Source organism: Sorangium sp. So ce281, assembly GCF_051527395.1.
GTDB classification, from domain to species: domain Bacteria; phylum Myxococcota_A; class Polyangia; order Polyangiales; family Polyangiaceae; genus Sorangium; species Sorangium cellulosum_B.
In genome coordinates this window covers 6325271-6338284 of sequence record NZ_CP150322.1, presented here as the reverse complement: position 1 = coordinate 6338284, position 13014 = coordinate 6325271, and the positions used below count along the sequence as shown (strand labels likewise).

The following is a 13014-nucleotide window of genomic DNA, read 5'->3' as shown; positions in this document are numbered from 1 at the left end:
CATGCGTGTCACCGCCGCGCTCGCGCTGTCCGCCTTCCTCGTCGCCGTCTCGTCCTCGCCGGCCGCTGCCGCCGACCCGTCCCCCGAGCTCACGTACCGGCCCGAGATCGATCTGCCCATCGCCGTCGTCGGCGGTGCCGCATGGATCGCGTCCGAGCTCGCGAAGAAGGGCCTCGCCCCCGAATCGTGCCGCTGGTGCACGGCCAACGCCCTCGACACGTCGGTCCGCGACGCGCTGGTCTGGCGAGGCAACCCGAACACCGCTCACGATCTCAGCAACGTGACGGTCCTCGGCGTCGCGCCCGCCGCAGCGCTGGGCCTCACGGCGCTCGCCGCGTGGTACGACGGCCGCTCCGACAACATCGCCGCCGATCTCGTGATCGTCACCGAAGCGATGATGGTGGCGATGAACATGAACCAGATCTCCAAGTACATCGTCGGCCGCCAGCGGCCGTATGCCCATCACGACAACCTGGATGTGCTCCGCGCGGGCGAGGGCACCTCGGGCGCCCTCCCGCACGACGACGATCTCTCGTTCTTCTCCGGCCACTCCACGGCCGTCTTCTCGCTCGCCGCCGCGAGCGGCACCGTGGCGTCGATGCGCGGTTATCGCGCGGCGCCGTGGGTATGGGCGAACGGAATGGCGATCGCCGCGCTCTCCGGCTACCTGCGCATCGCCGGCGATCGCCATTATTTCACCGATGTGCTCACGGGCGCCGTATTCGGCGCCGCCTCCGGCGTGCTGATCCCGGCTCTGTTTCATGTCCCGCGCCCGGGCGTTGCCAGCTCTGGCGCCCGGCGTTTTCGCCTCTCGCTCGCGCCGGCGGGCGGCGGCGCGGGCGTGGGCGTCGCCGGCGCCTTCTGAGCCGAGTAGCGCGATTTCGACCATCGGCAAGCGGCAGCGCTGCTCTCGGACGACATAAGTAAGCAGTGTTGACAAACCGATGGTTCATTTTTACAATACGCCTGTCAGCTAGGAATGCTGGTGCTCGGGCCGTCGTTGCTGGAGCGCTAGCTCATTACGTCGAATACGCCGTGCCGCGCTGGCGGCCATGGCGACGGCGAGCTGCGGTCCCGCAATGGGCACGCGCGTTTTCGCGGGCCCGTCTCGGCGGGGTTCCGCCAGCTCGGCCCCATGAAGGAGTCGACGACATGCATGTCGTTCACCATTCGTCACACACCCGGTGGATCGCGGGAGGCCTCGCCGCCCCGCTCCTCGCTCTCCTCGCAGGTTGCAGCGATCAAGCGCTCGGGGCGCCCGTGCCGGCGCCCGGCGCCGAGCTGCCGCCTCGGTCCGCGCCCGGCGTGGGCCGGGAGCTGCCCCAGGGGAGCGCCGTTCAGGGCGAGCCCACGCTTCGGCCCGCCGCGACAGCGGCCGCGCTGCTGGAGCGCAACGAGCTGCTCCGGGAGGCTGGGCGGCTCGCGGAGATCAGGGCGGTGCTCGCGCGATCGCCAGAGGCGCCGCTCGCCCTGCTCGACGAGCACCGGGCCGAGTTCCCGGAGGGGCGCCTCGCGGCCGACCGGGAGATCGTCGCGATCGACGCGCTGCTGCGCAGCGGGCGCGCCGACCAGGCGCGCGCCCGCGCCGGGGATTTCCTCTCGCATTTCCCGGCGAGCCCCCACGCGGACCGGGTTCGCCGCCTGACCGGCGCCGCGCCATGAGGCGATCTCGCCACCGCCCCGCGGCGCCCCCGTAGCGCCGGACGGGAGCGACGCGGCGGCCGCGGCTGTTCAGGCATCATTCGGGCTGCCCTCGGTGGCCCGTGCCCGCAGCGGTCACCTCGGGCAGCGACCCTGACCGCCCCGCGCGAAGCACGCGCAGGATGAGGCGAGGATCCAGGAGCGCCTCCGGCCCGTCGAGCATGTGCAACGCGCGCACGAAGCGCACATAGACCTCGCGATCGACCTGCGCGGCCCGGTGCAGCATCCCGGTGTACCAGCGCATGATCGGCTGGAGGAACGGCCGCCGGCCCCTGGTCTCGGGGTAAGCGAGGTCTTCCCCCGTGGACATCCGCCACGGCAGGTCGACCGCCCTCGCTGCGGCCGCGTGGTAGCGGCGGGTGAGGCCCGCGATCGCGCCGCGCCCCGCGCGGCGGCGCTGCTCCTTGAGCGCGGCGTCGAGCGCCAGCGCCTGGAGGCAGGCCGACGTCATCCCCTGGCCGTAAACGGGGTTGAAGCTGGCGAGCGCGTCGCCCAGCACGGCGAGCCCCTCGGGCATCCGCGCCATCCGCTCGTAGTGCCGCCGGAGGTGCGCCGGGAACTTGGAGACGGCGACGTCCGTCACCGGCTCGGCCCCGAGCAGCGCCCGGTAGAGCGCGTCGTTGGGCAGGCCCCGGGCGAACTCCAGGAAGCCCTCGGGATCGGCGGGCGGGTGATCGCCGAACAGGCCCGCCAGCACCACGATCCAGCGCCCGCCCTCGATCGGCGCGATGCAGCCGAACCGCCGGCTGTCGGACGGCGAGCCGAGGACGTACAGCGACTTCCACGGGAGCTGCCCCGGATCCCGCGGCCGGTACTGCCGGCTGGCGTACCCCACCCGGACCTGGATGGTCGACTCGTCGGGCCGCTGGTAGCCGAGCGCCTCGAGCCACGCCGGCGCGCGCGAGCCGCGCCCGCTGGCGTCCACCACGAGCTCCGCCGGCAGCCGCTCGATCTGGCCGCCCTCGTCGCGTTGCCGGACCACGACGCCCGTGATCCGGGAGCGATCGCGAGACGCCGAGAGCTCCACCACCTCGCGCTGGTCCAGGCGCCGCACCCTCGGCAGCGCGAACGCGCGGCGGCGCACGTGCGCCTCGAGCAGCGGACGGGTCATGCACACGGTTCGCACCCCCGTCTCGAAGCGCGGCTTCCAGGCGCCGTGGTGGTGCCACGCCAGGCCGAGCCCGAAGTCGTACGCGATGGCTCCGTCCTGGAGCAAATCCCCGGTGAAGCCGGGGAACAGGTCGTTCAGGATGCGCTCTCCCTGGGCGAGCAGCCCGTGGAGCTGGCGAGCCTGGGGCACGCCCTTGCGGGCCTCGCGGAGGTCATCCGGGATGGCGTCGCGCTCGATGACGGCCACCTCGCCGAAGTGGTCGGCGAGCACGCGGGCTGCGACCAGGCCCGCGATGCTCCCACCAATCACCACCGCCCTGCGGCCGGCGAACGGGCGATTGGAGCGGATGTCCTCCTGGGTGCAGGGCTTCATGAAGCCGCCAGGATTGCAATCCTCGGGCCGCCCCTGAGGACCGCAAGGCCGGCGCAATGCTCGCTGCGTGATGAGGCGCTCAACCCGCGTTGCGCGCGCTGCGCACATCGCGCGCTACGCGCCAGCGCCCGACTGAGCAGCTGCGCAACTACGCAACTCCACGCGCTCCGTCGAGATGAAAGCGACGATCACTCCCGCGCTCTTCGTCGCCATCGAAGATGGACCGCCGGCGCGACAGGCGCGGAGAGGCCGTATCGAGGCGCCGCGCCCCGCTGGCGGGTGGCCGCTCCGCGGAGGGTGTGAGAGCGCACCGCTCACGGTCCTCGCGTCTTCGTGAGAGACGCTCGACGTGGATTGCAATGCCGCGCGCCCGGAACCGCGCGACGTGACCGGTCGACCCTGCGATGGGCGCCGGGCTACTTCTTGCGGCAGCCGCAGTCGGACGTAGGCGCCTGCGGCGCCGCAGGCCGCTGGCACGTGGTGACGAGGGTGCTCAGGACAGCGAGGAGGATCGCGACGCGGAGCCGCATGCCGTTGATCCTCCCCCGCGCGCCGGGCGGCGTCAATCCGGGGCGCTCAGCCGAGCGGCATCTCGAGCGACACCTCGTCGAGCCCGACGCCCAGGAAGCGGCGCGGGCGCACCGTGACCGCGATCTGCGCGCCGCCCTCGCCGCGGCCCGCCTTGACGATGAGCTCGACGCTGGCGGGCGGCGCGTTCTCGAACAGCGCCCAGAGGGCACCCTCGACGACCGGCTGGACCTCCGCCGGGTCGCTGTCCGGGGGCAGCTTCGAGCAGAGCGCGCGCAGGAACTGGACCACGCGCGCGACGAAGAGCTGATCGACGAGCGAGACGCGCTCGAGGCGCTCGTCCGGCTCGGCCGTCGGGCTGTCGTACGTGAGCTTCTCCGGCGGGACGTAGGCCGTCGGCGCGGCGAGGACGTACACCGCGTCGCTGTTCGGGGCCGACGCGAGCAGGAGCACGCCGCTCTTCGAGAGCTCGCGCTGGGTGTCCGTGGACACGAACGCCTCGGTCGGGATCGCGACGCCCTCATCGCCCTCGTACGCGCCCTTGACCTCGTGCACCGGCAGGTCCCCGAGCGCGCCGCCGCCCTTCGCGCCCGTGACGCGGCAGGGCCACGCCGTCTCGCGGAAGCTCCCCGCGATCAGCGCGCCGACGACGTACGCCGGCGAGATCCAGACGCGGCCGCCCTCATCGCCGGGCTGCTCGGCGATCGCCGCTTCCCGGATCCGGGAGGTCGACCGGTCGTACGGCATCCGGCCGAGCACGCGGTTCATCGCGATCGCGACCCACCGCGCGCCATGCCGCGCTGCAGCGGAGCGCCACGGGGCGCGGTGCGGCGCACGGAACAGCGCGGCCTTGTTGTCGAGCCGCTCGACGCCGCCGAGATCGTCGACCCCGAGCAGGCGCGCGTCGCCGTTCACCACGGCGGGGAGCGCGTGCGCCTCGGCGACGCGCGCGATCTCCTCGAGCCGCGCGAGCGACGCGGCGCTGCCGTCGATCGCGACGTCCACGATGGCGACCGACGCCGGCGGCTCGGAGCTCGCCGTCTGCGCGAGCACCCGCGCGAGCGCGCCGGCCGCCTCGTCCGGGCGCGCGCTGACGACGTCGAACCGGACGCCCTCCGCCGCCTTCGCGCGCTCCACGAGCAGGCTCAGCCCGCGCCACGCCTCCTCGAGGCGCCGCACCTCGGGGTGCTGCAGGATCGCGCCGAGCTGCGCGCCGATCGCGCGCTCGATCTGCGCGATCGCCTCCGCTGGCCGAGCGGGCCCGCCCGCGCGCGGGCGGGCGCTCGCCGCCACGGTCGCGATGAGCTCCGAGAACCGCCCTGCCTCCGCCGGCTTCTGATCGAGGCCGCCCGGCGTCGCGGGTGGGGGCGCCGCCTCGGCGCCATCGCCCCCGCCGAGGTCGACCATCGAGAGCAGCGCGTCCACGTCCGAGCCGGGCGCGGGCGCCGCGGGCCGCTCCGCGGCGGGCGCGGAGCGGCCGGGCGAGGCGTCCCGGCGCTCCGGGACGAGGCCCAGGATGTCGCGCACCAGCGGGGAGCCGCCCCAGAGCCGATCGAGCTCGGCGCGCGCCTGGTCGAGCGTGGCCGACCCGTCGCGCAGCCGATCCAGGACCCGGCGGCCGTCGAGCAGCGAGCGCAGCAGCGGCACCTCGGCGCACAGCGCGTCGGGCCGGAAGCTCTTCATCCCGGCGGGCGCGAGGTCGACGCGCACCGCCCGGCCCGCCGCGAGCACGCTCGGCACCTCGATCGCGAGCCGTGGCCGGAGCATCGTGAAGAGGTTATCGAAGCGGCTCGCGTCGACGCGGATCGCGCCCGCGGGCGGGCTCGCGCCGGCGTTGTGCGGATCGCGCGGGGTGAGATCGGCGACGACGACCACGCGCAGCGGGAGCAGCGGCCCTCGCTCCACGGCGCCCCCGTCCTCGCCCACGTGGAACCTGAACTCGTCGCCCAGAACGCCCTTTTCCGTCATGGCCAGCGCAGCATAGGCGTCACCTACCGGCGCGAGAAGCGCTAAGCTCCGCGCGCATGAAGACGGAAGGCGGTCCGCCCTTGAATTTGAACCCTGAACCTCACGCCGCCAGCGATCGCAGGCGCCTTCGCGGGGGCGCCCCGATCCAGATCGGGCTCCTCGGCTGCGGGACGGTCGGCGGCGGCGTCCTGCGCCTCCTGGCCGAGAACTCCGGTTACCTGGCGGAGCGCGCGGGCGTCCCCCTCGTCGTGAAGCGCGTGGTCGTGCGCGACCTCGAGAAGGAGCGCGTCGCCGCCCTGGATCGCGGCGTGCTCACCACGAACCCCGAGGAGGTCGTCGACGACCCCGCGATCGACGTCGTCGTCGAGGTGATGGGCGGCGAGACGCCCGCGCGCGCGCTGATCGAGCGCGCCATCGACCGCGGCAAGGGCGTGGTCACCGCGAACAAGCTGCTGCTCGCCGCCCACGGCCCCGCGCTCCTCGCGCGGGCCTCGGCGCGCCAGGTCGACCTCGCGTTCGAGGGGGCGGTCGGCGGCGGCATCCCGATCATCCGGACGCTCCGGGACGCGTTCGCGAGCGACTGGGTCGAGCGCGTCACCGCGATCCTGAACGGGACCTGCAACTACATCCTCACGCGCATGCGCGACACGGGCGCGTCATTCGACGCCGCGCTGCGCGAGGCGCAGGCGCTCGGCTACGCCGAGGCCGACCCGTCGCTCGACGTCGACGGCCACGACGCCGCGCACAAGCTGATCGTGCTGGCGATGCTCGCCTTCGGGGCGCAGATCGACAGCGCCGACGTGCACACCTCCGGGATCCGGAGCATCGAGGAGGCCGACCACCGCTACGCCGATCGGTTCGGCTACACCATCAAGCACCTGGCGATCGGCCGAGACCTCGGCGATTCCATCGAGCTGCGCGTGCACCCGACGCTGATCCCGAAGCAGAGCGTGCTCGCCAACGTCTCCGGCGTGCTCAACGCCGTGCTGCTCGAGGGGCGCGCCGTCGGCCCGTCGCTCGTCTACGGCCGCGGCGCCGGCGACCTGCCGACCGCCGTCAGCGTCGTCTCCGACATCCTCGACGTCGCGCGCTCGATCGCGTCGGGCGTCGCGGGCATGCAGGGCCGCGGCATGTCGATCAAGCCCCGCGCGGTCCGCCCGCTCGGCGAGATCGTCTCCCGGTACTACCTGCGCTTCGCGGTCGAGGACCGGCCCGGCGTCATGGGGCGCCTCGCCGGCGCGCTCGGCGACGCGGGCGTCAGCATCGAGCAGATCGTGCAGCAGGGGCCGACGAGCTCGGGCGCCCCGCCCGCGGGCGGGGCGCCCGCTCGTCAGCCCGCGGTGGACGTCGTGCTCATCACGCACGACGCGCGGGAGGGGCTCGTGCGGAGCGCGCTCGACGCGATCGCGCGCGAGCAGTTCCTCCGCGAGCCGGTGCATCTGTTCCGCATCGAGGAGCCGTGACGTCCCACAGCGACGCGCCGCTCGGCGTGTTCGACTCGGGCCTCGGCGGCCTCACGGTCGTGCGCGCGCTGCGCGGGCGCTGCCCGGCGGAGGACATCGTCTACCTGGGCGACACGGCGCGGGTCCCGTACGGCACGCGGTCGCCGGAGACGGTGGTCCGCTACGCGCTCGGCTGCGCGCGCGTGCTCATCGGCCGCGGCGTCAAGGCGATCGTGGTCGCGTGCAACACGGTGAGCGCCGTCGCGATCGACATGCTCCGGGTCGAGCTGGATCTGCCCGTCCTCGGGGTCATCCTGCCCGGCGCCCGCGCCGCCGTCGCCGCGTCGCGTGGCGCGACGATCGGCGTGCTCGGGACGGCCGGGACCATCGCGTCCGGCGCCTATCCCCGCGCCGTGGCGTCGCTCAGCACCCGCACCGAGGTCGCCGGCCAGGCGGCCCCGCTGCTCGTCTCGCTGGCGGAGGAGGGATGGATCGAGGGCGAGGTCCCGCGGCTCGTCGCGCGGCGGTACCTGGAGCCGCTCATCGGCGCGGGCGCCCGCTCGATCGTGCTCGGGTGCACGCACTTCCCGCTCCTCCGCGCCGCGATCGAGGCCGAGACGGCGTCGCTCGCCGGCGGCCCCCTCCCGATCGTGGACAGCGCGTCGGCGACCGCCGAGGAAGTGGCCTCGTTCCTCGCCGAGCGGGGGCTGGCGACCTCCCGGAGCACGCCGGGCGGCCTCTCGCTCCTCGTCACGGATCTACCGAAGAGCTTCGCCACCGTGGCGGCCAGGTTCCTCGGGGAGCCGGTCGTCGCGGACGGCGCCGTCCACGCCTCGACCCAGGCCGGCGCCGCTGTCCGCTCTCCGACCCAGGTTGGCGGAGACGCCGCTGGCCATTCTTCCCATTTTTCCGCCCAAGGCGTCGACGTGGAGCAGATCGACCTGTAATACGCAGCAAGCTTCGCCCGGGGCTCCGGGCGCGGAGGAGGTTTTCCACACGATGACGCAGCTCAGGTGGCTTTCGGCCGGCGAGTCGCACGGGCCGGAGCTCGTGGCGACCGTCGAGGGCATTCCGGCGGGCATGCCGCTCCTCGCGGAGGACATCGACGAGGATCTGGCGCGTCGCCAGCGCGGCTACGGGCGCGGCGGGCGGATGAAGATCGAGACCGATCGCGTCCGCCTCGTCGCCGGCGTGCGCGGCGGCGAGACGCTCGGCGGCCCCATCGCCATGGTGATCGAGAACCGCGATCACGCGAGCTGGGCCGGGCGGATGGGCCCCGAGCCGTTCCCCGAGCCGCCCGAGGCGCTGACCCGCCCGCGCCCTGGCCACGCGGATCTGGCCGGCGGCCTGAAGTACGCCCGGCGGGACCTGCGCGACGTGCTCGAGCGGGCGAGCGCGCGCGAGACAGCGGCGCGGGTCGCGGTGGGCGGCGTTTGCCGCAAGCTCCTCCGGTCCGTCGGCGTCGAGGTCTTCGCCCACGTCCTGTCGATCGGCCCGGTGGCGTCGCCGACCTCCGCCGCCTCGGGCGGAGGTGAGCTCCCGCTCGCCGAGCTCCGGGAGCGCGCCCGCGCCTCGGATCTCGCGTGCGTCGACGCCGCTGCCGCCCAGGCGATGCGCGACGCCATCCGCGAGGCCGCGCACCGGGGCGACACGCTCGGCGGCGTCTTCGAGGTGATCGCCACGGGCCTGCCGCCCGGGCTCGGGAGCCACGTGCAGTGGGACCGCAAGCTCGACGGACGGCTCGCGCAGGCGCTGATGAGCGTCCAGGCGATCAAGGGCGTCGAGATCGGCATCGGCTTCGAGGCCGCGCGCATCTCGGGCTCCGAGGTGCACGACCCCATCGCCTACGATCAGGGGGCGCACGCGTTCACCCGCCCGTCGAACCGCGCCGGCGGCCTCGAGGGCGGCATCACGAACGGCATGCCGCTCATCTGCCGCGCCGCCATGAAGCCGATCGCGACGCTCAAGCGCGCGCTCCCGTCGGTCGACGTGCGCACCAAGGAGCAGTTCGACGCCGCCTTCGAGCGCAGCGACGTCTGCGCCGTCGCGGCCGCCTCGGTCGTCGGCGAGGCGATGGTGGCGATCACGCTCGCCGCCGCCCTGCTCGAGAAATTCGGCGGCGACAGCCTCACGGAGCTCTCGCGCAACGTCGACAGCTACCTCCAGCAGGTCCGCTCTTATTGAAGGCCATGCAACTCCCTCCCGACGCACCTCCGCTCCTGCTCACCGGCTTCATGGGGGCAGGGAAGTCCACCGTGGGCCGCATCGCCGCCGCGCGCACGGGGCTCCCGTTCCTCGATCTCGACGACGCCATCGTCGAGGAGGCCGGCGAGAGCGTCCCGTCGCTCTTCGCCACGCGCGGCGAGGCTGGCTTCCGCGCGCTGGAGGCGGCGACCCTGCGCCGGCTCCTGGCGGCGCGCGGCCCCCGCATCATCGCCCTCGGCGGCGGCGCCCTCGTCGATCCCGCGCTCCGCGCCGAGGCGCTCGAGCGCGGCTGCGTCGTCGCGCTCACCGCCAACCCGCGCACGATCGCCGCGCGCACGCCGAACGGCAACCGCCCGCTCCTCGACGGCGCGCCGGATCGCGAGGCGCGCATCCGCGAGCTCCTGGCCGCGCGCGCCCCCGTCTATGCCGAGGCCCACGCGCGCGTCGTGACCGACGGCGTCTCCCCCGCCGACGTCGTGGCGCGGGTCCTCCGCGCCTACGCGGATCGCCCGCTCTTCGTGCCGCTCGGCGACAAGAGCTACGCGGTGCGCATCGCCTCCGACGGGGCGGCGTCCACGGCGGACGCCATCGCCGCGCTGGCGCCGACGTCCGTCTTCGTCGTCACGGACGAGAACGTGAGCCGCCTCTGGGGCGCGCCGCTGCTCGCCGCGCTCGCGGCGCAGGGGACGCCGGCCGCGGCCGTCACGGTGCTCACGCCCGGGGAGGAGCACAAGCGGCTCGCGGCCGTCGAGGCGGCGCTGACGGCGATGATCGACGCCGGCGCCGACCGCGGCGCGGTGGTGCTCGCGCAGGGCGGGGGTGTGGTGACCGACATCGGCGGGTTCGCTGCGTCCACGCTGCTGCGGGGCGTCCGCTGGGTCGCGGCGCCGACCACGCTCCTCGCGATGGTCGACGCCTCGGTCGGCGGCAAGACCGGGGTCGACCTCGGCCCCGCGAAGAACGCCGTCGGAACGTTCCACCAGCCGTCCGCGGTCGTCGCGAGCCCGGCGGCGCTCGCCACCGAGACCGACCGCGCCTACCGGAGCGGGCTCGCGGAGGTGGTGAAGTCGGCCTGCATCGCCGATCCGGAGCTGCTCGCGCTGCTCGAGCGCGAGGCCGACCGCGTCCTCGCGCGCGACCCCGGCCTGCTCGCCGAGATCATCCGCCGCTCGATCGCCGTGAAGGCGGCCATCGTCGCCCGCGATGAGCGCGAGTCGGGCGACCGCGCCCTCCTGAACCTCGGCCACACGCTGGGGCATGCCCTCGAGGCCGAGGGGGGGTTCGTCCGGCTGGCGCACGGCGAGGCGGTGGCGCTCGGCATGGTCGCCATGTTCCGCGTCGGCTGCGCGCTCGGCGTGACCGACCGCGCGGCGGCCGACCGGGCGACCCGCCTGCTCGCGCGGCTCGGTCTGCCCACCCGGATCGAGGACGAGCCGGTCTCCGCCGCGCTGCGCTTCCTGTCGCTCGACAAGAAGCGCCGGGGCTCGTCGGTCCGGACGGTGCTGATGCGGGACATCGGCAGCACGTTCGTGGAGCCGATGCCGCTCGATCGCCTCGCCTCGCTCCTCGAGCGCGCGGCCGCCCGCGCGACCTGAGCCTCGGACGCCGAGCGGTGTGCCTGAGACAGCCCTGCTCTGGGCGCAACCCCTGCGTCGGCGCCGCCCGCGCTCCTCGCTGAGCGCCTCCGGCGCAGACGGCGCTTGCGCTGTCGGTGAATAAAATCGATGCGTTTCCAACGTTCTTCGGAAAAAAATCCCAGCACACCGCCCGCATCGTCCGCTCCGCGCTATCTTTCTCGGCGCCGATGGTGACCGCGACGAAGAAGAGAATCCTGGTGGTGGAGGACGAGCAGGACACCGCGGCGATGATCGCCCGGTTCCTCGGCGACGAGTTCGACACCGTGGTCGCGACGAACGGGGTCGATGGGCTCGCGCTGGCCCAGCAGGAGCCGTGGCCCGATCTGGTGATCGTGGACATCATGATGCCGAAGCTCGACGGGGTGAGCATGACGAAGCGGCTCCGCGAGCACGAGCCGATGCGCCGGGTGCCCATCATCTTCCTGACCGCCAAGTCGGACCCGATGGACGTCATCGCCGGCATCCAGGCGGGCGCACGCCATTACATCACGAAGCCCTTCGTGCTCGACGATCTCAAGAAAAAGGTCCGCAAGGCCGTCTACGGCCGCTAGAGCGGCGGTCACTCGCTTCGGATACGGGCCCACCTCGACGTTTTCGGTGCTCAGCGCACCGGAGTCTCAGGATTGATCATATTTCCCCCACCTCCCTCGCGGCGCTCCAGCCCTGGACGAGGGTGAGGAGCTGCTCGTAACCACGGCCCAGGGTCTGCCAGCCGGGCTCGCCGTTTCGCCGCAGGTGTCCGCCGAGCCCGGCGATTGCCAGGAAGGCATCGCGGGCCGTGGCGTTCTCGGGCAGGGGCTTGCGCGCGAAGACCCGCAGCACCTCGAGCTGGGTGGGCGTGAGCACGGCGGTCGCGGGCTGCTCCGGAGCGCGCCGAGCCTCGCTGCGCAGCAGCAATAGCTGCCAGGCGATGGGCGCGAAGAGCGCCAGCACGTTGCGCAAGCCGTGCAGGTCCTCGATCTGGCGCTTCTCGTAGGCGCATCCGGTCTTCAGGGCCTTGAAGAACTCCTCCACCATCCAGCGCGCCCGGTACCAGTCGACCAGCTGCGTCAGCTGCTCGACGGACTCGACCGGCTCGCTCGTGAGCAGCACCCACTCGACCGGCGCTTCGCCCGGCGGCGGCTCGAGCTCCCAGACGCGTACGACCTGGAGCGAGAGCGTCGCAGGCAGCTCGCGCGGCTGGGATCTCGGTCGCCGCAGGGTCACGCGCGTGCTTCCAAGAGCGAGCTTGGCCAAGCGTCCTGCGCGCGGAGGATGCAGCCGTTTCTGTTGAGGGCTGCGATTGCCCGCCGGCCGCGGCGAAAGCTCTACCTCGCGTACGGCCACCGCTTGAACATGCGCGAGCGCCTGCTCGAGCTTGGCCTCCTCTCCGAGGGCGTCAGCCTCGACGAGGCGATTGTGCGCGAGCCGAATCACGAACCGATGCCGTGCGCTCAACAGCTGCGCGAACAGGCCGTAGTCGTCTCCTTCGCGGTCCATGACGTGCACCACATCGTGCGGAGCAGCGCCCAGGGCCGCGACTCGCTCCACCTGCTCTCCCCAGCGGTCGTGCTCGTTGTCCGTCGTGCCGTCGTCGCGCACGTGCGTGCTCAGATCGAGCACGCCGAGCGGGCGGCGCGTTCCATCGCCGCTGACCGCCAGCGTGAAGTGGGCGAAGAACGTCTGCCCCGAGGAGCGCAGCCGTCCGAGCCCCTGCCGCTGGCCGTCGGAGCGGAAGGAGAGGGTCGTGGTGTCATGGATGGCGAGCACGACCGGCTCGGCCTCCATGCGCGCGAGGGTGGCGCGCACATGCGGAGCCAGAATCGCCGCGGGCGTGACGGCGTCGTTGCCGAAGAAACGGTACGCCGCCTCCAGCTCGCTGTCGGACAAGAGCGAGGGGAAGCTCTTGTCCGGCGCCTGCGCCAGCTTCTGCACCAGCTTGCTCTGGCGCTTCGAAAGCCGCGCATCGCCGAAGTGCGCGTCGCTCATCTCCTCGGCGAGTGCCGCTGCGTGCTCTGCTGCAGGTGAACCCATCCGCAGCTTTGATCACGTCGCCCAGTACACATCAAGC

General features: G+C 73.3%; 10 protein-coding genes. 7 read left to right on the top strand and 3 right to left on the bottom strand.

Annotated features, from left to right (window positions below):
• Position 1 precedes the first annotated feature (1 nt).
• On the top strand, positions 2 to 865 hold the full coding sequence (locus tag WMF27_RS24070; protein ID WP_437766542.1) for a phosphatase PAP2 family protein: 864 nt from the start codon (positions 2 to 4) through the stop codon (positions 863 to 865).
• 287 nt (positions 866 to 1152) lie between these two features.
• On the top strand, positions 1153 to 1662 hold the full coding sequence (locus WMF27_RS24065; protein WP_437766543.1) for a hypothetical protein: 510 nt from the start codon (positions 1153 to 1155) through the stop codon (positions 1660 to 1662).
• A 76-nt stretch (positions 1663 to 1738) separates the two neighbouring features.
• Here WMF27_RS24065 and WMF27_RS24060 read toward each other — a convergent pair whose 3' ends face one another.
• Positions 1739 to 3184 carry an NAD(P)/FAD-dependent oxidoreductase gene (locus tag WMF27_RS24060; RefSeq protein WP_437766544.1) on the bottom strand — a complete coding sequence of 482 codons (1446 nt, stop codon included), beginning with the start codon at positions 3182 to 3184 and terminating at the stop codon, positions 1739 to 1741.
• Between the two features lie 576 nt (positions 3185 to 3760).
• Positions 3761 to 5680: a type VI secretion system contractile sheath domain-containing protein gene (locus WMF27_RS24055; protein WP_437766545.1), complete on the bottom strand. Its 1920-nt coding sequence runs from the start codon at positions 5678 to 5680 to the stop codon at positions 3761 to 3763.
• 56 nt (positions 5681 to 5736) lie between these two features.
• Between WMF27_RS24055 and WMF27_RS24050 the strand changes: the two genes are divergently transcribed.
• The 5 genes from WMF27_RS24050 to WMF27_RS24030 all read left to right on the top strand — a co-directional run bounded on the left by WMF27_RS24050 (position 5737) and on the right by WMF27_RS24030 (position 11515).
• Complete coding sequence (locus WMF27_RS24050) at positions 5737 to 7143, top strand: homoserine dehydrogenase (protein WP_437766546.1); 1407 nt, start codon at positions 5737 to 5739, stop codon at positions 7141 to 7143.
• On the top strand, positions 7140 to 8069 hold the full coding sequence (gene murI / locus WMF27_RS24045; RefSeq protein ID WP_437766547.1) for a glutamate racemase: 930 nt from the start codon (positions 7140 to 7142) through the stop codon (positions 8067 to 8069). The genes WMF27_RS24050 and murI overlap by 4 nt, the downstream gene beginning before the upstream one ends.
• A gap of 52 nt (positions 8070 to 8121) precedes the next feature.
• Complete coding sequence (gene aroC / locus WMF27_RS24040) at positions 8122 to 9306, top strand: chorismate synthase (RefSeq protein ID WP_437739248.1); 1185 nt, start codon at positions 8122 to 8124, stop codon at positions 9304 to 9306.
• Between the two features lie 5 nt (positions 9307 to 9311).
• On the top strand, positions 9312 to 10922 hold the full coding sequence (gene aroB / locus WMF27_RS24035) for a 3-dehydroquinate synthase (protein WP_437766548.1): 1611 nt from the start codon (positions 9312 to 9314) through the stop codon (positions 10920 to 10922).
• 209 nt (positions 10923 to 11131) lie between these two features.
• Positions 11132 to 11515, top strand: a complete 384-nt coding sequence (locus tag WMF27_RS24030; RefSeq protein ID WP_437766549.1) for a response regulator transcription factor — start codon at positions 11132 to 11134, stop codon at positions 11513 to 11515.
• 76 nt (positions 11516 to 11591) lie between these two features.
• On the opposite strand, the gene WMF27_RS24025 is transcribed toward WMF27_RS24030, so the two are convergent.
• Positions 11592 to 12977, bottom strand: coding sequence for an IS4 family transposase (locus tag WMF27_RS24025; protein WP_437943004.1), 1386 nt, complete (start codon positions 12975 to 12977; stop codon positions 11592 to 11594).
• Positions 12978 to 13014 lie beyond the last annotated feature (37 nt).

What these genes read in the sequence shown, in the direction of transcription:
- WMF27_RS24060 (WP_437766544.1), bottom strand. Translation starts at nt 3,184, where the DNA reads ATGAAGCCCTGCACCCAGGAGGACATCCGCTCCAATCGCCCGTTCGCC.
- WMF27_RS24065 (WP_437766543.1), top strand. Translation starts at nt 1,153, where the DNA reads ATGCATGTCGTTCACCATTCGTCACACACCCGGTGGATCGCGGGAGGC.
- WMF27_RS24030 (WP_437766549.1), top strand. Translation starts at nt 11,132, where the DNA reads ATGGTGACCGCGACGAAGAAGAGAATCCTGGTGGTGGAGGACGAGCAG.
- WMF27_RS24025 (WP_437943004.1), bottom strand. Translation starts at nt 12,977, where the DNA reads ATGGGTTCACCTGCAGCAGAGCACGCAGCGGCACTCGCCGAGGAGATG.
- aroC (WP_437739248.1), top strand. Translation starts at nt 8,122, where the DNA reads ATGACGCAGCTCAGGTGGCTTTCGGCCGGCGAGTCGCACGGGCCGGAG.
- aroB (WP_437766548.1), top strand. Translation starts at nt 9,312, where the DNA reads ATGCAACTCCCTCCCGACGCACCTCCGCTCCTGCTCACCGGCTTCATG.
- WMF27_RS24070 (WP_437766542.1), top strand. Translation starts at nt 2, where the DNA reads ATGCGTGTCACCGCCGCGCTCGCGCTGTCCGCCTTCCTCGTCGCCGTC.
- WMF27_RS24050 (WP_437766546.1), top strand. Translation starts at nt 5,737, where the DNA reads ATGAAGACGGAAGGCGGTCCGCCCTTGAATTTGAACCCTGAACCTCAC.
- WMF27_RS24055 (WP_437766545.1), bottom strand. Translation starts at nt 5,680, where the DNA reads ATGACGGAAAAGGGCGTTCTGGGCGACGAGTTCAGGTTCCACGTGGGC.